This window comes from Acinetobacter pittii ANC 4050 (genome assembly GCF_000399685.1).
Classification (GTDB): domain Bacteria; phylum Pseudomonadota; class Gammaproteobacteria; order Pseudomonadales; family Moraxellaceae; genus Acinetobacter; species Acinetobacter pittii_E.
In genome coordinates, this window is sequence record NZ_KB976987.1 from 127,180 (window position 1) to 147,738 (window position 20,559).

Annotated in this window: 21 protein-coding genes; 6 read left to right on the forward strand and 15 right to left on the reverse strand. The window is 39.3% G+C overall.

All coding sequences use genetic code 11. The features are described from left to right. Positions 1-41: 41 nt before the first annotated feature. The 4 genes from F931_RS04550 to dgt form a co-directional block, all read right to left on the reverse strand. Positions 42-1,376: a M20 family metallopeptidase gene (locus tag F931_RS04550; protein WP_016140260.1), complete on the reverse strand. Its 1,335-nt coding sequence runs from the start codon at positions 1,374-1,376 to the stop codon at positions 42-44. A 205-nt stretch (positions 1,377-1,581) separates the two neighbouring features. Then, the gene (gene ruvB, locus F931_RS04555; RefSeq protein WP_002052424.1) at positions 1,582-2,586 is read right to left on the reverse strand and encodes a Holliday junction branch migration DNA helicase RuvB; all 1,005 of its coding nucleotides are present in this window, start codon (positions 2,584-2,586) and stop codon (positions 1,582-1,584) included. Positions 2,587-2,593: 7 nt separating this feature from the next. Beyond that, a complete protein-coding gene (gene ruvA, locus F931_RS04560; RefSeq protein ID WP_016140261.1) occupies positions 2,594-3,193 on the reverse strand; it encodes a Holliday junction branch migration protein RuvA in 600 nt (199 codons plus the stop codon). A gap of 93 nt (positions 3,194-3,286) precedes the next feature. Further along, a complete protein-coding gene (dgt, locus tag F931_RS04565; protein ID WP_016140262.1) occupies positions 3,287-4,627 on the reverse strand; it encodes a deoxyguanosinetriphosphate triphosphohydrolase in 1,341 nt (446 codons plus the stop codon). A gap of 309 nt (positions 4,628-4,936) precedes the next feature. Between dgt and purL the strand changes: the two genes are divergently transcribed. From purL to F931_RS04585, 4 genes are all read left to right on the forward strand, one after another. Beyond that, the gene (purL, locus tag F931_RS04570) at positions 4,937-8,770 is read left to right on the forward strand and encodes a phosphoribosylformylglycinamidine synthase (protein ID WP_016140263.1); all 3,834 of its coding nucleotides are present in this window, start codon (positions 4,937-4,939) and stop codon (positions 8,768-8,770) included. Between the two features lie 82 nt (positions 8,771-8,852). Beyond that, complete coding sequence (locus F931_RS04575; protein WP_016140264.1) at positions 8,853-10,058, forward strand: multidrug effflux MFS transporter; 1,206 nt, start codon at positions 8,853-8,855, stop codon at positions 10,056-10,058. A 200-nt stretch (positions 10,059-10,258) separates the two neighbouring features. Then, positions 10,259-10,384 (forward strand): KGW motif small protein, encoded by a 126-nt coding sequence (locus tag F931_RS22645; RefSeq protein ID WP_002118600.1) that lies wholly within the window; start codon positions 10,259-10,261, stop codon positions 10,382-10,384. Positions 10,385-10,451: 67 nt separating this feature from the next. Next, a complete protein-coding gene (locus F931_RS04585) occupies positions 10,452-10,772 on the forward strand; it encodes a YqfO family protein (protein ID WP_016140265.1) in 321 nt (106 codons plus the stop codon). Here the strand turns inward: F931_RS04585 and F931_RS04590 are convergent. Continuing rightward, positions 10,765-11,565: an enoyl-CoA hydratase gene (locus F931_RS04590; protein ID WP_016140266.1), complete on the reverse strand. Its 801-nt coding sequence runs from the start codon at positions 11,563-11,565 to the stop codon at positions 10,765-10,767. The genes F931_RS04585 and F931_RS04590 overlap by 8 nt on opposite strands. A 109-nt stretch (positions 11,566-11,674) precedes the next feature. On the opposite strand from F931_RS04590, the gene F931_RS04595 reads away from it, so the two are divergent. Next, positions 11,675-12,250: a nicotinate-nicotinamide nucleotide adenylyltransferase gene (locus tag F931_RS04595; RefSeq protein ID WP_080649570.1), complete on the forward strand. Its 576-nt coding sequence runs from the start codon at positions 11,675-11,677 to the stop codon at positions 12,248-12,250. Between the two features lie 18 nt (positions 12,251-12,268). On the opposite strand, the gene F931_RS04600 is transcribed toward F931_RS04595, so the two are convergent. From F931_RS04600 to dapD, 8 genes are all read right to left on the reverse strand, one after another. Then, positions 12,269-12,631 (reverse strand): glyoxalase superfamily protein, encoded by a 363-nt coding sequence (locus tag F931_RS04600; RefSeq protein ID WP_016140268.1) that lies wholly within the window; start codon positions 12,629-12,631, stop codon positions 12,269-12,271. 11 nt (positions 12,632-12,642) lie between these two features. Next, positions 12,643-13,212 (reverse strand): CAP domain-containing protein, encoded by a 570-nt coding sequence (locus F931_RS04605; protein ID WP_016140269.1) that lies wholly within the window; start codon positions 13,210-13,212, stop codon positions 12,643-12,645. 117 nt (positions 13,213-13,329) lie between these two features. Then, on the reverse strand, positions 13,330-13,791 hold the full coding sequence (bcp, locus tag F931_RS04610) for a peroxiredoxin (RefSeq protein WP_016140270.1): 462 nt from the start codon (positions 13,789-13,791) through the stop codon (positions 13,330-13,332). 17 nt (positions 13,792-13,808) lie between these two features. Next, a complete protein-coding gene (locus F931_RS04615) occupies positions 13,809-14,495 on the reverse strand; it encodes a Dph6-related ATP pyrophosphatase (RefSeq protein ID WP_016140271.1) in 687 nt (228 codons plus the stop codon). Positions 14,496-14,591: 96 nt separating this feature from the next. After that, complete coding sequence (locus tag F931_RS04620) at positions 14,592-15,008, reverse strand: hypothetical protein (RefSeq protein ID WP_016140272.1); 417 nt, start codon at positions 15,006-15,008, stop codon at positions 14,592-14,594. A gap of 16 nt (positions 15,009-15,024) precedes the next feature. Further along, positions 15,025-15,693: a 7-cyano-7-deazaguanine synthase QueC gene (gene queC, locus F931_RS04625; RefSeq protein ID WP_016140273.1), complete on the reverse strand. Its 669-nt coding sequence runs from the start codon at positions 15,691-15,693 to the stop codon at positions 15,025-15,027. Between the two features lie 40 nt (positions 15,694-15,733). After that, a complete protein-coding gene (gene queE, locus F931_RS04630; RefSeq protein WP_016140274.1) occupies positions 15,734-16,444 on the reverse strand; it encodes a 7-carboxy-7-deazaguanine synthase QueE in 711 nt (236 codons plus the stop codon). A gap of 98 nt (positions 16,445-16,542) precedes the next feature. Next, positions 16,543-17,364 (reverse strand): 2,3,4,5-tetrahydropyridine-2,6-dicarboxylate N-succinyltransferase, encoded by an 822-nt coding sequence (dapD, locus tag F931_RS04635; RefSeq protein ID WP_016140275.1) that lies wholly within the window; start codon positions 17,362-17,364, stop codon positions 16,543-16,545. 295 nt (positions 17,365-17,659) lie between these two features. On the opposite strand from dapD, the gene carO reads away from it, so the two are divergent. Then, on the forward strand, positions 17,660-18,409 hold the full coding sequence (gene carO, locus F931_RS04640; protein WP_016140276.1) for an ornithine uptake porin CarO type 1: 750 nt from the start codon (positions 17,660-17,662) through the stop codon (positions 18,407-18,409). Between the two features lie 93 nt (positions 18,410-18,502). Here carO and gltC read toward each other — a convergent pair whose 3' ends face one another. Together gltC and cysA are read right to left on the reverse strand one after the other, a co-directional pair. Continuing rightward, positions 18,503-19,426, reverse strand: a complete 924-nt coding sequence (gene gltC / locus F931_RS04645; RefSeq protein ID WP_016140277.1) for a CysB family HTH-type transcriptional regulator — start codon at positions 19,424-19,426, stop codon at positions 18,503-18,505. Between the two features lie 71 nt (positions 19,427-19,497). Further along, positions 19,498-20,559, reverse strand: coding sequence for a sulfate/molybdate ABC transporter ATP-binding protein (gene cysA / locus F931_RS04650; protein WP_016140278.1), 1,062 nt, complete (start codon positions 20,557-20,559; stop codon positions 19,498-19,500).

The following is a 20,559-nucleotide window of genomic DNA, read 5'->3' on the forward strand; positions in this document are numbered from 1 at the left end:
AGTCTAAAAACGGTGAACTCTATGACCAGCTTACTTTTAAGTTAAGAAGGTTTCCATTCAGTTTGAACTTGTTTTGATATGTTCGGGTAATCTAATACGAACCTTACATGTAGTTCAGTTCCTGTTTTTAAGGCTTTATTATCTACAATAAAGTAAGGACTATGATTGGGTGCAGCTTGGCTTAAGTCTTGATTTTCTGGTGTTGCACCTAAGAAAACAAAGAATGAGGGCATTAATTTTCCATAATAAGCAAAATCTTCACTTGCACTCTCATTGTGATCCAAAACATGTAGTTTTGAAGCTTCAACAACTTTGGCTAATGTTGGCTGAATAAATTGAGTAAGCGCTTTGTCATTCATAGTTACTGGTGCATAAGGCGCAATTTCAACTTTAGCAGTCACGTCATTGGCTTGAGCATTATGCTCTATCATGGTCGGTAAACTTTTTAAAATATTCGCCCGTATTTGTTCGTTATTAGAACGAATAGTCCCGATCATATTGACCTGTTCAGGAATCACATTACCTGCCGTGCCGCCTTGAATATTGCCAATACTGACTACACCCATACCTTTGGTTAGATCAGTTCTTCGGCTAATAAGACTCTGTAAATTATTAATCATTTGTGCCGATGCATAAATTGGATCTCTGCCTAGCCACGGCGTCGAACCATGCACCTGCTTGCCGTTGACCTGAATACGTAAGTGGTCTGCACTATTTAAAATAGCTCCATCCTTGTAATAAAGATGTCCACTTTTCATGCCAGCTATGACATGTATTCCAAAAATAGCTTCGGGTTTATAGTCTTTAAAGGCACCATCCGCGATCATTTTCCGTGAGCCGATTTGATCACCCTGTGTGAAGTTATCTATATCTGCTCCACCTTCTTCAGCAGGTTGAAAAACAAAGACGACTGTGCCCGATATTTTATCCTTATTGGCTGCGAGAATTTTTGCTGCCCCTAATAGCATCGCAGTGTGTGCATCATGTCCACAAGCATGCATCACATAAGTTTCTTTACCTTGATAAATTGCTTTTTGTTTACTCGCAAAGGGAACACCACTTTTTTCTTCCATCGGTAGTGCATCCATATCGGCTCTAAGCGCAATGATAGGGCCAGGTTTATTGCCTTTTAAAATACCTATTACGCCTGTTTTTGCATAACCTGTTTTGACTTGAATGCCATAAGACGTCAATTCTTTTTGAACCAGTGCAGATGTTTTAAATTCCATATTGCCTAGTTCAGGGTGTTCATGAATATGTTGTCTTAATTGAATGACCTGATTTTCATTTTGTTGTGCAGCATCTTTTACCCAATCTGCTAGGCTTAGCTGGCTCATTAGAACGAGTGGCAAAAATAAAGCGGTTTTTTTATACATATCCTTATCCTAAAAATATTATTGTTCATAAGATTTACTATCTAGATTTCTTATAATTCAGTTTTGAAAAATATTAAAAAATCAATAAGGTATAAAGAAAGACTTAAAAGGTATAGAGTCGCTAATTTATTGATAAGATAATTGTTATTTTTAATTAGATAGCTTGATTGCATTAAAAAAGGAAGAGAAAATTCTCTTCCTTTGGTTAGTTTTTAGGCTCAGGTGGCGTCATTCCAAACTGTAAATAAGATTGGTTGGTTGCGATGCGACCTCGTGCAGTACGCATGACATAACCTTGTTGAATTAAATAAGGTTCAATCACATCTTCAAGCGTACCGCTGTCTTCAGCCATAGCTGCTGCAAGAGCTTCAACTCCGGCAGGGCCACCATCAAAACGCTCTAGTAACATACTCAAATAACGTCGGTCTAGGGTATCTAAGCCAGCTTTATCAACATTGAGCATATCAAGCGCACGCTGTGCCATTTCATGAGTCACTTCGCCTGTACCTTTTACTTGTGCATAGTCACGTACACGGCGTAATAAACGGTTGGCGATACGAGGTGTTCCGCGTGATCGGCGTGCTACTTCTTCTGCGCCTTCAACTGTAATGGGTACATCCATGAGGTTTGCAGAGCGTGACACAATGTGAGTTAAGTCTTCTACAGAGTAAAACTCAAGGCGTTGCACAATACCGAAGCGGTCACGTAGTGGTGAGGTCAACAAGCCCGCACGTGTGGTCGCAGCAACGAGTGTAAAAGGGGGTAAATCTAGTTTAATTGAACGAGCAGCAGGGCCTTCACCAATCATGATATCGAGTTGGTAATCTTCCATTGCTGGATAGAGGATTTCTTCAATCACTGGTGAAAGACGATGAATTTCATCGATAAATAAAACATCGCCTTCTTCAAGGTTGGTGAGCATTGCCGCTAAATCACCTGCACGCTCTAATACTGGTCCTGAAGTCGATTTAAGATTGCCACCCATTTCACGTGCAATAATATTGGCAAGTGTGGTTTTACCTAAGCCGGGCGGACCAAAAATCAGTGTGTGGTCTAGAGCTTCACCACGACCACGAGCAGCACCAATGAAAATTTCCATTTGCTCGCGTACGACTGGTTGCCCAATATAGTCGGCAAGAGAAGTTGGTCGAATAGCCCGATCAAAATGATCTTCAGGTTTTTCTGTTCCACTGATTAGACGGTCTTGCATAAGTGTTTTACTTCATCATGGATTTAAGAGCAGCACGAATAATATCGGCTGATTCTGTGTAATCGGCTTTAACCGCCGCAACAGCTTTTTGTGCTTCAAGTGGTTTATAACCTAAAGATTGCAACGCAGCTTCTGCTTCTGCGACAGGAGAGTTTGCAGCAAATTGAATTTGAGGCATGGTTGCCGTAGTTGAAGTGCCTTGAGCTAATGTTTTGAAACGGTCACGAAGTTCGATCATTAAACGTTCAGCTGTTTTTTTACCAACACCAGGAACTTTGACCAAAGTATTGATATCGTCATGTTCAATCGTGTGAACCAATAGCTCAACGCTTAGTGTCGATAAAATGCCTAATGCCATTTTTGGACCGACACCATTTACTTTTAATAAGGTGCGGAAAATTGTTTTCTCTTGGGCATCACTAAAACCGTAGAGCTGCTGCGCATCTTCACGGACAACCAAATGCGTCCATAGCGTAACTTTTTGGCCTTTTTGTAATTGGCAAAATGTTGAAAGTGGCGTATCAATTTCATAACCCACACCATTTACATTCAGTAAGACAGTAGGGGCTTCTAGGGCAAACACTTCGCCAATTAAACATCCGATCATAGCGTAATTTCACTTATTCATAACTGTAAATCTGGTCGTTCTAAAATGAATTGAAAACGACAATGGTTTTATTTCTTTCTATATCAAGCCAGCTTAAAACAAGCCAATTTTATTACCTTGCAACTCTTGCGCCAAGCTATAAGCCTGATGATCTGAGAACTTACTAATAATATCGAGTACTTGCATAATGTTGCTGTAGTGATTATTGCTAAAGTTAGCACCATATAGGCTAAGGATAGACATTAAACGTTGTTCTTTAAAGCTTAAAGATTTATGTGGTGTTGTGAGTGGTACAAATGCATCCAAAATCGTTTGTAAACTTTGATGCGCAATAATTTCTAAACCAGATTTTTGTGGGTGCTCAAAAATTTTGTCACGTGCCAGATTCTTGGCAGTTTCGATACCTTTTGCAATATCGGGTGAACAATACTGCAAAAGGTTGCCTTTAAGCTGACCTGTAATAATCTCATAATGATTTTTGGCAAATGCTGTGGTCACTTCATCAACAAGACGTTTCATGACTCGTCCACGTAATGCTGAGATCTTTTGTTGCCATGTACTGTTTGGATGAGATAACTCTTCAGGTTGGCCATAGTCAGCAATAAGATTTAAGAAAATGGGTTCAACTTCTTGGTAACTCAGCATATTTAAGACAATACCATCTTCTAAATCAATGAGGGCATAACAAATGTCATCAGCGGCTTCTAACAAATAGGTGAGTGGATGGCGGCAATAATGATATTCACCGAGTTGAATCAGCCCAAGCTGTTCAGCGATCTGTTTTAAAATTTCTTTTTCAGATTGATAACAACCAAACTTTGCTCGTTGATGTGAAGGTCGATCACCTTGTGAAGCAATTGTTTTTGAAAGCCACGGATACTTTAAATAAGCGCCTAAGGTTGCATACGTTAAACGCATACCTCCATCATCTGGATGATAATCAATGCGGCTTAATAAACGTAAGCCTTGAGCGTTACCTTCAAATTGGCGAACATCGGCTTCTTCTTCTGGGCTTAGTTTTTTTAAAAAATCGTCATGTGATGCATCATCGAACCATTCACGAATCGCATATTCGCCTGCATGGCCAAAAGGCGGGTTACCAATGTCGTGGGCAAGGCAAGCTGCTTGAATAATTGCACCGACATCGGCAGGGGAAATCCAGACAGGCAATTCATTTTTAATTTTTTCTGCGGCAAGCATACCCATTGAGCGGCCAATGCAGGAAACTTCAAGGGAGTGAGTTAAACGAGTGTGAATGCCATCATGTTGTGCTAGAGGGTGAACTTGGGTCTTACGGTTTAACTGACGAAAACTTTGAGAAAATATAATGCGGTCATAATCTTTATGGAATGGGCTACGAGCCAGTTCTGTACTACTTTTTTTGCTACCTAAGCGAACTGCGGAAAGCAGCTCTAACCAACGCATTTGTTCCATTTATCATTATTCAAAACTATAAAGCTTGATCATGCCAAAAAAAAGTTAAAAGCACTAGCTTGGTGCGACATAGTTTGTCTTAGTTCAGGTTTTATTATGTTATTGAATAAACATGAAACAATTTATTTTTAACGAGAATGACTAAAAAAATGATTTTGAACAAAAAAGAAATCACTTCTTGCAGAATTAGGTTACAGAATACTGATTCTACATCTAGCTGATTTTAGCAAGACGCAGTAGAATATGCGCTCTCTCTAAAGTCACATTGCGGTAAGGTTCACAAGACCTGCCCGTGGAGCCAAAATCAACATGTTTATCGTGGCCGGTGCAGCAGCACATTCTTCTTTTAAGAAAGCTCAACTATTAACACGTTTATCGTCAATTAGTTCTGTTCAATCTTTTGACAGCCAATGGGTCTATTTGTTTGATCAAGCGCTCAACGAGCAGCAACATCAATCTGCTTTGCAATTATTAAATGACGGTGAGTCTTTTGAACTTCGTCAACCTGCAAGTGATGAGATTCAGATTTTAGTAACACCACGTGTGGGTACTATTTCACCTTGGTCTTCTAAAGCAACTGATATTTTCAAAAACTGTAATACACCAGTTCACCGCTTAGAACGCGGTCTTTTATTTACATTAAAAGGTGTTTCAGAAATTACTAATGAAGTTAAACAAGTACTTCATGACCGTATGACAGAAACAGTTTTTGCTCAAATTGATGATGCAAAAGCATTATTTTCAGAAACAGCTCCAAAACCATTAAATTCTATTGATATCTTAGGGCAAGGCAAAGAAGCTTTGGTTAAAGCGAACAATGAGTTCGGTTTTGCGTTATCTGAACAAGAAATTGATTACTTAACTGAAGCATTCGGTAAGCTTGGTCGTAATCCAAATGACATCGAATTGATGATGTTTGCGCAGGCCAACTCTGAGCACTGTCGTCATAAAATCTTTGGTTCTGAATGGACAATTGATGGTGAAAAACAACCATTATCATTGTTCCAGATGATTAAAAATACTTATAAAGAATCACCAACTGATGTTTTATCTGCATATAAAGATAACGCATCTGTAATCGTTGGTTATGACACGATGCGTTTTTATCCAAAAGCAGATGAAAACGGTCACTTTGTTTATAAATATAAGAGTCAAGCTGCTCATATTTTAATGAAGGTTGAAACTCACAACCATCCAACAGCAATTTCTCCATTTGCTGGTGCTGCAACTGGTTCAGGCGGTGAAATCCGTGATGAAGGTGCTACTGGTCGTGGTGGTAAACCAAAAGCTGGCTTAACAGGCTTTACAGTTTCTAACTTAAACATTCCTGGTTTTGAACAACCTTGGGAAGAGAACTACGGCAAACCTTCACGTATGGCATCGCCATTACAAATCATGATTGAAGGTCCATTAGGTGGCGCGGCATTTAATAATGAATTTGGTCGCCCAGCGTTAAATGGTTATTTCCGTTCTTTTGAACAGAATGTAAATGGTGAAGTGAAGGGCTTCCATAAGCCAATCATGATCGCTGGTGGTTACGGTAACATTCGTCCTGACCATGTAGAAAAAGATGCGATCCAACCGGGTGATTTACTCATTGTATTGGGTGGCCCTGCAATGTTAATCGGTCTTGGTGGCGGTGCAGCATCTTCTGTAGACAGCGGTACAATGGGTGAAAGCCTTGATTTCGCTTCTGTACAACGTGAAAACCCAGAAATGGAACGCCGTTGCCAAGAAGTAATTGATACATGCTGGCGCTTAGAAGACTTTAACCCAATCGTTTCTGTACACGACGTTGGTGCTGGTGGTCTATCAAATGCTATGCCTGAACTTGTGAATGATCATGAGTTAGGTGCAGTTCTTAACCTTCGTAAGATTCCTTCATTAGAACCGGGCATGAGCCCAATGGAAATCTGGTCAAATGAAGCACAAGAGCGTTATGTTCTTGCAATTCGTCCAGAGTCTTTAGAACAGTTCGAATCAATCTGTGCTCGTGAACGTTGTCCATTTGCCGTGTTGGGTGAAGCAACTGAAGCACGTCATCTAACAGTTGAAGATCCATTGTTCCAAAACAACGCAGTTGATATCCCAATGCAAGTGATGCTTGGTGGTACACCGCGTATGCAACGTTCTTATGAAACAATTGAGCGTAAAGGTAACGAATTTGACGCTTCAAAAGTTGATTTGAAAGATGCGATTTTCCGCGTATTGAAAAATCCAACAGTTGCATCTAAGTCATTCTTAATCACCATTGGTGACCGTTCAATTACTGGTATGGTTGCGCGTGACCAAATGGTTGGTCGTTGGCAGATTCCTGTTGCAGATGCAGCAGTGACAACTACAAGCTTACAAGGCTTCACTGGTGAAGCAATGGCGATGGGTGAACGTCCACCAGTTGCATTGTTAAATCCAGCAGCATCTGCTCGTTTGGCAGTTGCGGAAGCAATTACCAATATTGCATGTGCAAACATTGAACAAATTAGCGATATCAAACTTTCTGCAAACTGGATGGCTGCTGCTGGTCAAAAAGGTGAAGACCAAGCGCTGTTTGAAGGTGTAAAAGCGATTGGTATGGAAATGTGTCCAGCTTTAGGAATTGCGATTCCTGTAGGTAAAGACTCACTTTCAATGCGTACCACTTGGAATGAAAACGGTGAAGATAAAGCTGTAACGTCTCCAATGACTGGTGTAATTACCGCATTTGCTCCAGTAATGGATGTTCGTAAAACTTTAACACCTGAACTTAAGAATTTAGAAGATTCAGTACTTGTACGCATTGATTTATCTAAAGGTCAGTTCCGTTTAGGTGGTTCGATTCTTGCGCAAGTATATAAAGCGATCGGTTCAATCACTCCTGATGTTGATAGTTTTGATGATTTCAAAGCGTTCTTTGCTTTAATTCAAGACTGGAATAACCGTGGCTTGATTCAAGCTTACCATGACATCGGTGATGGCGGTTTACTCGCAACTGTTGCTGAAATGATGTTTGCTGCACGTTTAGGTGTTGCATTAGAAGACCAAACTCCAGCAAGTTTATTTGCTGAAGAAATTGGTGCAGTTCTTCAAATCAAAGCAGCTGATTGGGACGCTTTACAAGCAGAAGTTGCTGCATCTAGTTTGAAAGATGCAATTGCTGTAGTTGGTCGTGTAAATAACACAGATCAGTTATCTGTAAACGGTTTGACTTTAGATCGTGCTGAATTACAACAAGCTTGGTCTGAGGTATCTCATCAGATCCAACGTCTACGTGATAACGTAGAAACTGCTGACCAAGAATTCGCTTTAATCACGGATAAATCACATCAAGGTTTAATTGCTAAACCAACATTTGATTTGAATGAACCTATCGAAGCACCGTTCATTAACACACGCCGTCCTAATATGGCGATCTTGCGTGAGCAAGGTGTAAATGGTCATATTGAAATGGCAGCAGCCTTTGATAAGGTTGGTTTTAATACTGTTGACGTGCACATGAGTGATTTACTTGCTGGTCGCGTTAGCCTAAGTGATTTTGAAGGTCTAGTGACTTGTGGTGGTTTCTCTTACGGTGACGTAATGGGTGCTGGCGGTGGCTGGGCAAAATCAGTATTGTTCAATGCGAAATTACGTGATCAGTTTGAACAGTTCTTCCACCGTGAAGACACGTTCAGCTTAGGTATCTGTAATGGTTGCCAAATGTTGTCACAATTAGCACCGCTTATTCCGGGTGCTGACCACTGGCCACGTTTCCACCGCAATATGTCAGAAGTTTTTGAAGCTCGTAGCGTAAACGTTCGTGTTGAAAAATCTGTTTCTGTATTGCTTAATGGAATGGAAGGTTCGATTTTACCGATTGCTGTAGCACACGGTGAAGGTCGTGCGGTTGCAAGTGAAGCTGACATTGCAAGCTTAAATGCAGCGAATCAAGTTGCATTGCGTTATGTTGATAGCCACGGTAACCCGACTCAACATTATCCATTGAACCCGAACGGTTCGCCGGAAGCGATTACAGGTGTAACGTCTAAAGATGGTCGTGCAACGATTATGATGCCGCACCCAGAGCGTACTTTCCGTGCAATTCAGCACTCTTGGAGTCCAGAAGAGTGGACTGAAGATGGTGCATGGTTACGTATGTTCCGTAACGCTCGTAAGTTTATTGGTTAATATAAACACTGAAATAAGCCACCGACAGGTGGCTTATTTGTATGTAGTACAATCTAAATAGAATAAATAGTAGAGAAGAAAAATGAAATCAAAAATCCACTTCCGTGAGTTTGCACTACTGATGGCATTACTCATGTCTATTGTATCTTTTTCAATAGATGCAGTTTTACCAGCTTTAGGTGAGATTGGACGAGTTTTTGACTTAAAGAATAATAATCAGACGCAATGGGTCATCATTGGTATTTTTTCTGGCATGACGATAGGGCAACTCATTGCAGGGCCTCTATCTGATGCGATCGGACGTAAACGCATTTTATTTGCAGGAATTATTATTTATTTTTTGGGAAGTTTATTGTGCTTTACCACACAAAGTTTTGAATGGTTTTTAGTTGGCCGCTTTATTCAAGGAATTGGAGTATCTGGTCCTTACGTAGCTTCTATTTCAATTGTGCGCGATAAATACAGTGGCGCACAAATGGCACGTATTATGTCCTTAATTATGATGGTGTTTATGGTTGCTCCAGCAATTGCACCAAGTTTGGGGCAGCTCATTATTCATTTCTTTGGCTGGCGTGAAATTTTTGTTTTATACATGGTCTATGCCACAGTCGTTGGAGCATGGGTAGCATTACGACTAGAAGAGACGCTACTTCCTGAAAATCGTTTACCTATGCGCTTGCAAGCTTTTCAAGAGGGATTTAAAGAGGTCGTAAGTAATAAAACCACCATGAGTTATTTGCTATGTGCAGGTTTTTGTTTTGGTGGATTTATTGGTTATTTGGGAACTTCTCAACAAATTTTTATGCAGCAGTTTGGTAAAACGGGGCAAGAGTTTAGTGCTTATTTTGCTGTGCTTGCAGGTGTAATGGGAGTCGCTTCATTTACCAACTCTAAAATTGTGATGAAGTTCGGTATGCGTCCAATCTGTATTTATGGCTTTTTGGGTTTATGCTTAATTTCTTTGGTTTTCTTAGGAATTCAACTTTTAGGCGTGGCTGTTTCATTCTGGATGTTTATGCTTTATGCCTGTATTTTGTTCTTATTATTTGGAACTCTATTTGGTAATTTAAACGCGATTGCAATGGAACCTATGGGACATGTTGCTGGTATGGCTTCGGCTATTATTGGTGCAGCTTCTTCTGTTTTGTCACTTATTCTAGCCTCTATTATTGGACAATTATATAACGGTACATTAATTCCAATGACTGCTGGCTTCGTTATTTTATGTGGTTTGGCTTTTGCTATGACCATATATGAGAATAGATATTTAAAGAAATCGAATGCTTAAAATTCTAAAGATGCACCTAGCACACTGAATTTTAAAATTTTGTTGAAAATAAAAGCTATCTATAAATGAGGATAGCTCTTTTAAGCATTTTAGAAAAATTATAAGCCTATAGACATTCGACTATTTAACACTTTATAGTTTGTTTAAAATTGGATCAGTTTTTGCTTTCTCTGTAACAACGATAAAAATCGGAGATCAAAATGATGAAAAATAAGTATCACATAAGAACAATGTATACCAAAGATAAGGGCTGGCGTTTATTTGGCTTGGCACTTGCCATTCAAATCCTTTTTATTGGAGCAAATTATCTAGTAATGATGAGCTGACTTTGATTCTAAAGCTTTTTTAAAGGTATGATTTAAGCTAGTTCAATAGTCAGGAGTCATTCTACTCATGTTAAAGCTGATTTATTACGTGCCTGATTCACATCTTGAGTCGACTAAACAAGCCATCTTTTCTGCTGGTGCGGGTGGAATCGGTAATTATGAACACTGTGCATGGCAAGTAAAAGGAATCGGGCAGTTTAAACCAGTCAACGGTGCAGATCCTTACATCGGAGAAGTGGGTGAGCTTGAACAAGTGGATGAGTGGCGGGTTGAAACTATTGTAATTGAAGAAAATGCAAAGGCTGTAGCGAAAGCATTAAAAGCAAGCCATCCTTACGAAGAGCCTGCCTTTGAGTTTATTCAAATCATAGAAATTGATTTTAATTAAACTGTGAGAAATCTGGTTTACGTTTTTGCATAAATGCCTGTACAGCCTCTAGCATTTCTGGGGACTGAACTCGCTGCATAAAGATTTCAGCTTCATGATCAATACATTCGATAATTTGGTCTAGATTATGCTTCATCAATGCTTTTGTTTGCTTTAACGATGCAAGCGGTAAAGCTGCTAAATGTTGAGCAGTTGCCTGAGTGGTCGCATAAACATCTTCAACGACTTCATTCACTAAACCTGCTTGTACTGCGGTTTCTGCATTAAATTTTTTCGCAGTAAATAGAAGTTCAGCTGCTTTATGATAGCCAGCTTGTTGAATAAGTAATTGACTAGCACCACCTTCTGGAGAAAGGCCAAGGCTAACAAATGGAATTTGGAAAAGGGCAGTGTTGTCAGCAAAGACTAAATCTGCATGTAATAAAATCGTAACACCAATACCAATAGCCACACCTTTTACTGCGATAATGAGCGGCTTCGATAATCTGGCAGCAGATTTAAGAAGTACAAACGGAGGAACTTGACCTGCTGGGCCTGCATTAGGATTTTGTACAAAACCCATAAAATCTTTCATGTCATTACCAGCGGTAAAGTCATGTTCGGCACCACGTAGAACAACTACTCGTACATCTTTGTCTTGGTCAGCTTCATCAAGTGCTTGAGCAATCCATAAGTAAAGTTCGCCATATAATGCATTTTTTGCTTCTGGACGATTTATGGCTAAGGTGAGTACGCCACCTTCTAAATTTGCGTGTAAATGTTGATGAGGTTGTTGAATACAGCTAAGTGTCATCGTACTATCCTTGCTTTAAACCAAGTTGTTAATTTTTAGGTTCTCATTATGGCGCATATTTTCTGTAATGCGGGTAACTGGTGAGTTCATAAAAAGTGAAAATCTAATTATGTATAAATTTGACTATCTCGTTTTTATAGGGCGTTTTCAACCATTTCATTTGGCTCATATGCAGACAATTGAAATTGCCTTACAACAAAGTCGTTATGTGATTTTGGCATTAGGTTCTGCTCAAATGGAACGTAATATTAAAAATCCGTTTCTTGCAGTTGAACGAGAGCAAATGATTTTATCTAATTTTTCACCAGATGAGCAAAAACGTATTCGATTTGTGCATGTGGTCGATGTCTATAATGATGAAAAGTGGGTAAAACAGGTCAAATCTTTAGTCAATGGCGTGATTGAACCAAACTCAAAAATTGGTCTAATAGGGCACTTTAAGGATGAGTCATCTTATTATTTAAGATTATTTCCAGAATGGACGATGGTCGAACTCGATAGCCTAAAAGACTCAATTTCAGCGACGCCAATGCGTGAAGCTTATTATCGTGGTGAAATCCAAACGGAATTTTTCCCTATAGGTACTATTCAATTTTTAGATGAGTTTAAAAAAACACGTATTTATCAACAACTGCAACAACGATTTAAAGAAGATGATCGCTCTAATTTAGATGATTTTGAGTAAGTGAATAGTGAATATAGATTAAGCATCTGCCCAAAAAATAATTCGGTTTGAAAAAGGATCGGCGATGCTGAGTTCGAGAGTCTCCCAATCTGTTTTTTCAACCTGAGGCTTAGAGAATTTATAATCTTTTTGGCTTAGTTCACTGTGTAACTCATAGATATGTTCCCAATAAATACGGATTGCACTATGGGGACTCGCATCACCAAAATGCTCAGATAGATGGATGACGCAATCGTCTTTAGAAATCTGTAAATATAGGGGGAAATTTTCTTCAAATTGGTGTTGCCAATCAAGCTGAAAGCCTAAGAAATCAAGATAGAATGATTGAGCTAATTCAACATCAAAAATTCTTAAAATAGGTGTGATCGAACCTGATTGCATCTTTTTTCCTTTTAACGTGTACCAAATTGTTGCGTCCAATAGCTCTTTTGTTTTGCTGATTGATCAGAAGCACAAGCAATTGCGTAAGTTGTAAATTTAGGATTCATGAGGTTACTACAATGTAAGGGACTCGATAGCCATCTAGACATCACTTCATCTAATGTTTTCTGTCCACTAGCGACATTTTCACCATTGGCTTTACCGAGTGTATTGTAAAGTTTTAAGCGTGATTTTAAGTCTAGGCCAGTGGAGCCAACATGGCCAAGAAAATTATGTGTAGCCATATCTTCACTATGAGAAAGTGCACCTTTATATAAATTATTGCTCCAACTTAGTGGTCTGGTTGCAGAAAAATATTGTCGACCACATTGGCGTGATTGCTGACGGATTTGATTAATTTTTTTGAGTACAGCTTGTTGGTAGGCTGGGTTTTGTAAATCTTGGCAGCTTATTTCTTTTGAATTTTTCTGAATTTGAGCAAGTGATGTGCTGGTGTCAGTTGGTATGGCTAATGTATTTGCACTACATGCACCAATAAAGAGAATGGCAGGCAGTAAAGAGCAAGTTTTGAGTGAACTCATATCAATGCCTTAAACTAATTATTCTAATATCTTTATCATACGCCAAACTAAAATTATTCGGTAATGCTTTGCACTAAAAAAGCGAGTATTAAACTCGCTTTTTGTTGGTTGAATTTATTAAGCTGTTTGCAGAGATTTTAGGTCTTCTAAAACTTGTTCTGCGTGTCCAGCAGCCTTAACTTTACGGTAGCTTTTAACCAATTCTTTGTTATGGAAAATAAAAGTAGAACGTTCAATACCCATTACTTTTTTTCCATACATATTCTTTTCTTTAATCACATCAAAATGATGACAAAGAACTTCTTCCTTATCACTAATCAGATCAATAGTAAGTGCTTGCTTATCTGTAAAATTTTGATGGGCTTTCACTGAATCACGTGAAACACCGATAATGCGGGCACCTAAAGCTTCAAATTGATCTTTCAAACAAGAAAAACCAACTGCTTGTGTTGTACACCCTGGTGTTGAGTCTTTAGGATAGAAGTAGATGATTAACCATTCATTTTCGACTTCGGTCAAGTTCACTTCACCGTGTGTGGTAGGGAACACCTGATTTGGCAGTTGAATATTCTCAGACATTTCTTATCCTTTAAAAGTTAAATTTGAGCTAATTCAAGTGGTAAAAAAGCATATTCCTCATGATAAACAATATTGAGTTTTCTTACAGGAATTGCTTTGTTAAAAATTGGCCCATCAACTACAGTCGTATGAAATTCACCGCCCTCACCACATGCATCAATGCCACGGTTTTCAAGTTCTTGAATATATTCTAAAGTTAAGATTTTACCTAAATCCTCGACCTTCATCCCTAGTTTTAGATTCACAGTAACAATGACACTTTTGAATCCAAGTGTAATGAATTCTTCAACAACTTCACGATGTGGGCGTAGCCAAAGAGGCATACCTAATTGAAGCCCCACTTGTTGCGTTACTCGATCATGCCAACAGCCATGTTCAGGCATATCAAGATCACCTGTAACCAGTACTTCAGCTTCTTGTTGCTTTGCCTGAATGAGTAATTCAATAAACTTCACTTCATAATCATTCCAACTTGATGAAGCCATAAACACTGGCAAGCCGATTGCTTGAGCTTGTGCTTGAATAATATCAAGTGGCATAGCATGAGAACGAGAACGTTGACCTTGTTCTTCTAGCATTACAATCAATCCCAGCACTTCGCCAGTCTGCATGGCATGGTAGAGCGCTAGCGAACTGTCTTTGCCCCCACTAAATGAAACAATAGACCTTTTATGGTTAGCATTCGTTTTCCACTGTTCTTGCATGGCTTACTTCAAAAGAATTGTTCAAAAGTGGTGTCATTTTAACAGAGCTACAAAAAAGCCTGCATAAATGCAGGCTTAATTTGGAACATTAAACTCTTATTTTTTAGGAGCTTGTTGTTGAGCTGCTTTCATAGCTTCTTCAGTTAATTTTTCAAGTTTAGTTGTTAACTGAGGACCGAAACATGCTTTAAGATCACGGTTTTGTTGTTGTACAAATCCTAGAGAACTTGGGCTCTTCTTCGCATTGATTGCACTTTGGATTTCCCATTTTTGTGCTTCAGTCACTTTACCTTGTGCTTCAACTTGGCAGCTACAGAATTTGCTAACTTCAGATGAACTTAACTTGCCGCCTTTAGCTGTTTGTTCTTTACAAACATTAACTAATGCGCCTTTAACGTTAGTACTTTTATATGCTGCTTGAACTGGGTTTTCAGCAGCGTGAGCTGCACCAGCCATAAGAGCTACAGTTGAGAACAAAGATGAAAGAATAAGATTTGATTTTAACAACTTCATAAATTTTACCTACTTATTACGGTATATAGCGTGTTGGGTCGGCAACACCAGCCTCTTTAAAGCCTTCTTTACGCAAACGGCAACTGTCACATTTGCCACACGCACGTCCTTGAGCATCTGCTTGGTAGCAAGATACCGTTTGACTATAGTCTACGCCATGTTCAATACCTAAACGTATGATATTCGCTTTGGATAAATGTAACAGGGGTGTTTCAAACTTAAGTGGTTTTCCTTCTACGCCAGCTTTAGTTGCTAAACGAGCCATATTGGCAAAAGCATCAATAAATTCAGGACGACAGTCAGGATATCCTGAATAATCAACAGCATTGATGCCAATAACAATTGCTTCAGCATTAAATACTTCGGCCGCTGCTAAAGCATATGAGAGGAAAATAGTGTTACGCGCTGGTACATAAGTTACAGGAATACCTTCTTGTAACTGTTCTGGTACGGCAATGTTGTGATCTGTAAGTGCAGATCCACCTAAATTAGCCAGATCAATATTAATTACACGATGTTCAACACCCGAATGCTGAGCTAAAGCTTTTGCAGCATCAAGTTCCGTGGTTGAGCGTTGACCATACATAAAACTAATAGCAATACATTCATAGCGCGCTTGTGCCCAAGCTAGGCAAGTGGTTGAGTCTAAGCCGCCTGAAAGTAAAACAATGGCACGAGAGCGCATATTTTTCTCCATATTCGGAATAATTTATTTTATTGAGTGATTAACGACCTGATTCATCATTCCAAAGCAGTTTATGTAACTGAAGTTGGAAACGAACCGATAATTTATCATCAAGTATCCACTGTGCCAGATCACGTGCTAAACGTGGCAGGCCTACAGCACCTTTTTCAACTGCAAAGGCAGGGGAGAACCAAACGGTACTGACTTTTTTATGCAGTTGATATTTTTCAACTTGTTGCTTTGACCATTCATAGTCTTCACGGTTGCAAATGACGAATTTAATTTGGTCATGCAACGTTAAATGATCAAGATTGCTGATGAGATTACGATGTTCCTCACCAGAAGTTGGAGTTTTTAAATCAAGAACTTTAGAAACACGAGAGTCTACTTTCGATACATCAAGTGCACCACTGGTTTCTAAGGAAACGTCAAAACCTGCTTCACATAAACGTTGTAATAAAATCAAACAGTTTGGCTGTGCGAGAGGTTCACCACCCGTCACACAAATATAAGGTGTTTGATACTGCTTGGCTGTTTCAATGATATGTTCAAGTGAAAAACGTTCGCCACCTTCAAAAGAATAAGTGGTATCGCAATAGCTACAACGTAATGGACAGCCCGTTAGACGAATGAATACAGTCGGTAGGCCAGAGGCGTTTGCTTCACCCTGCAACGAGTAAAAAATCTCGGTAATGCGTAAACCGGACGCAGGGTCTGAGACAGGAATTGCAGAGGAACGTAAGGAAGCCATTCTAGAAATACCACACTATATAAAAAATAAAATCTCTACGATCAGTGGGATCGTAGAGATGGGGAGCGATTAAAGCTCCGCAAGAGAGTTATAACAAATTAGTCAGCACGTAACAAATCGTTTAAGCTTGTTTTGGCACGCGTTTGCGCATCAACTTTTTTCACGATGATCGCAGCATATAGGCTGTAAGTACCACATTTAGATGGCAAGCTGCCTGAAACTACAACTGAACCTGCTGGTACACGACCATAATGGATTTCACCAGTTTCGCGGTCATAAATTTTAGTTGATTGACCAATGAAAACGCCCATTGAAATGACTGAGCCTTCTTCAACAATAACACCTTCAACGATTTCTGAACGTGCACCGATAAAGCAGTTGTCTTCAATAATAGTTGGGTTTGCTTGTAATGGCTCTAAAACACCGCCAATACCTACACCACCAGATAAGTGAACATTTTTACCGATTTGAGCACATGAACCTACAGTTGCCCATGTATCAACCATTGTGCCTTCATCTACATAAGCACCAATGTTTACATAAGATGGCATTAACACCACGTTTTTAGCTTGGAAGCTACCACGGCGTGCTACAGCTGGAGGAACAACACGAACGCCTGCTGCTTTAAATTGCTCTTCAGTCCAACCAGAGAATTTAGTTTCAACTTTGTCGTAGAAACGAAGATCACATGACTCGATTGGTTTATTGTCATTTAGTTTAAATGATAATAAAACAGCTTTTTTTAACCATTGATGAACAACCCATTCACCATTGATTTTTTCAGCAACTCGAAGTGTACCGTTATCTAAACCAGCAATTGCTTCTTCAACAGCTTGGCGAATTTCGCTTGAACAATCTGCTGCAGTAAAATTTGCGCGGTCTTCAAATGCTTGCTCAATGATCGTAGAAAGCTGAGACATGATCTTCCTTCCATAAAAAATTTTAAAGATTTTACACTAATTTGTGACAAGAATCTTTCAAAAAACGTGTTAGGTTTAATTGGTGATATAAATGAGGTAAATCGGAATAAGCTTATTAGATAATCAAGTGTTTTTTACACAAAAATGATTTGAAAATAAAAATTTAACTCAATTTGTATCAAAAAATAACAGAAATCTAGCATTTTTTGTATAAAAAAGAATCTAAGCTGTCTTTATTATGATTTCAGTCACAAGATGAATAAATTAAAAACAGAGCCTTTTTAAGGAGAAAACTATGAAAGCATTACGTGTTTTAGTAACAACAACAGCTTTATTTGCTGCCGGCGCTGCAATGGCAGATGAAGCCGTTGTTCATGACAGCTACGCATTTGATCAAAAACAATTACTTCCTGTGGGGGTGCGTGCTGAGGTAGGTACAACTGGTTACGGTGGTGCTTTATTATGGCAAGCAAATCCATATGTGGGCTTAGCTTTAGGTTATAACGGTGGTGACATTTCGTGGACAGATGATGTTTCTGTAAATGGTACTAAATATGACCTAGATATGGACAACAACAATATCTATTTAAATGCTGAGATTCGTCCATGGGGTGCTAGCTCTAATCCATGGGCTCAAGGCTTATATGTTGCTGCAGGTGCTGCTTATCTAGATAATGATTATGACTTAGCTAAACGCATTGGTAACGGTGAAACATTATCAATTGATGGTAAAAACTATCAACAAGCAGTTGCAGGTCAAGAGGGTGGCGTAAAGGGTAAGATGAATTATGAAAATAATATTGCTCCTTACGTAGGCTTTGGTTTTGCTCCAAAATTTAACAAGAATTGGGGCGTATTTGGTGAGGTAGGTGCCTACTACACTGGTAATCCAAAAGTTCAGTTAACTCAATATAACCTTGCTCCTGTAAATGGGAATCCAACGTCTGCTCAGGATGCAGTAGATAAGGAAGAAAATGAAATCCGTAATGATGATAAATACAAGTGGTTACCAGTTGGTAAAGTTGGTGTGAACTTCTACTGGTAAGATCACAAAAGAAAAAACGAGCTACGGCTCGTTTTTTTGTACTTAATAAAACAAACAAAAGAGCTAAAAAGCTCTTTTGTTTGTTTTTAATTTTTATTCGTCTGGGTAAGCAATTTTCTTAAGCGCTTTAATATCCGCATCAGGTGAGCATAAAGAAATAAATTCGTAACCATAACCGCGTAATAAGTGGCCTTTGCGAACCGCAATCCATGTCGTATTGACACCAAAAATATCAGTCTTGGTTTGCTTTAAGCGATAATCACGTTCTGTATCATAAGCCACATCATTGACAATACCCACACCCATGCCAAGTTCCACATAGGTTTTAATAACATCGGCATCAAGAGCTGACATTACGATATCGGCATCGAGTTGGGCTTCTTCAAAGGCTTTATCGATTTTAGATCGACCTGTAAAACCACCATGATAAGTAATGAGTGGGTATTCAGCTAAAAGTTCTAAAGTGATCTTGTCTGCCTGCACTAAAGGATGATTTTGCGGCGTAATAATACTGTGTTGCCATTGGTAGTAAGGAATGCTAGCCAGATTTTCTTCAGTCGTTAAAGACTCGGTTGCAATTCCAATATCCGCTTCGCCTTGTAAAAGCATTTCTGAAATTTCGACGGGGCTAGCTTGTTGTAAAATCAAATGAACTTTTGGAAATAATTTTTTAAATTGATTGACGATCGGAGGCAAGACATAACGCGCTTGAGTATGCGTAGTTGCGATCGTTAATGTTCCTTCGTCAACCTTATTAAAATCTTCAGCAAGTCGTTTAATATTTTCAGCATCCACTAACATGCGTTCAACAATGCTAAGAAGTGATTGTCCTGGTTCAGTTAAACCTAAAAGGCGTTTACCTTTACGAACGAAAAGTTGAACACCTAATTCATCTTCTAAGTCTTTGATGTGTTTACTTACACCTGATTGAGATGTGTAGAGTGCAGCCGATGCTTCCGTCAAGTTAAAGTTTTGGCGTACTGTTTCTCGGATAATTCTTAATTGTTGAAAGTTCATTTACACTTTTCCTCAAAAGAGGTGAGGAGCGTCTAAAAATCCGCAAGATATTTCCTCACCAAATATATTTCTTAAGCAACTTGGTCTGCAAATAAGTGCAATTGAGATGCACTCACCCAAACAGTTTGATTAGGTTTAAATGCATGTAATTTTGCAGCTTCACTGCTCAGAGCAATTTCAATTAAACGTCCATTACGGTCTTGTAATTCGGCCACTACTTTTCCAGCAATCCAGATTTCACGCACAAACGTCGCTTCAATGGTATTCGCTTGCGGTTGCGAGTGAATATGTAACTCATCTGGACGGGCAAAAGCAATTACTTTTCCTTGAGGTGCCTCAACTGTTGTCGGTAATTGAATACGGTCATTGCCGATACGGATAATACCTTCCGTATGTTCACCTTCAAATCGATTTGCCTGACCCAAGAAATCAAATACAAACGGCGTTGCAGGTTTTTCGTAGACTTCACGAGGTGAGCCGATCTGTTCGACATTGCCTTTATTCATGACAATAATCTGGTCTGCCACCTCAAGCGCTTCTTCCTGATCATGAGTTACGAAAATTGAAGTGATATGCAATTCATCATGTAAGTTACGTAACCAGCGGCGTAATTCCTTACGAACTTTGGCATCTAAAGCACCAAATGGTTCATCAAGCAATAATACGCGTGGCTCTACCGCCAAAGCACGGGCTAAAGCAATACGCTGACGTTGTCCGCCAGAAAGCTGGGCAGGGTAGCGGTCTGCTAAAAAGCCCAGTTGAACTAGATCAAGTAAACGAGTAACACGTTTTTTAATTTCAGCTTCCGAAGGGCGTGTTGCACGAGGGCGAACACGTAAACCAAAGGCAATATTGTCAAATACGGTCATGTGACGGAATAGAGCATAGTGCTGAAATACAAAGCCAACCTGACGCTCACGCACATGTACATTAGTCGCGTCTTCGCCTTCAAGTAGCACTTGACCACCATCGGCTGACTCTAGACCGGCAATAATACGAAGTAGCGTTGTTTTACCGCATCCAGATGGACCAAGTAATGCGACTAGTTCACCTTCCGGAAAGTCTAGGGAAATATTTTTAAGCGCATGGAATGCACCAAAGTGTTTTTCAATATTTTTAACTTGAATACTCAT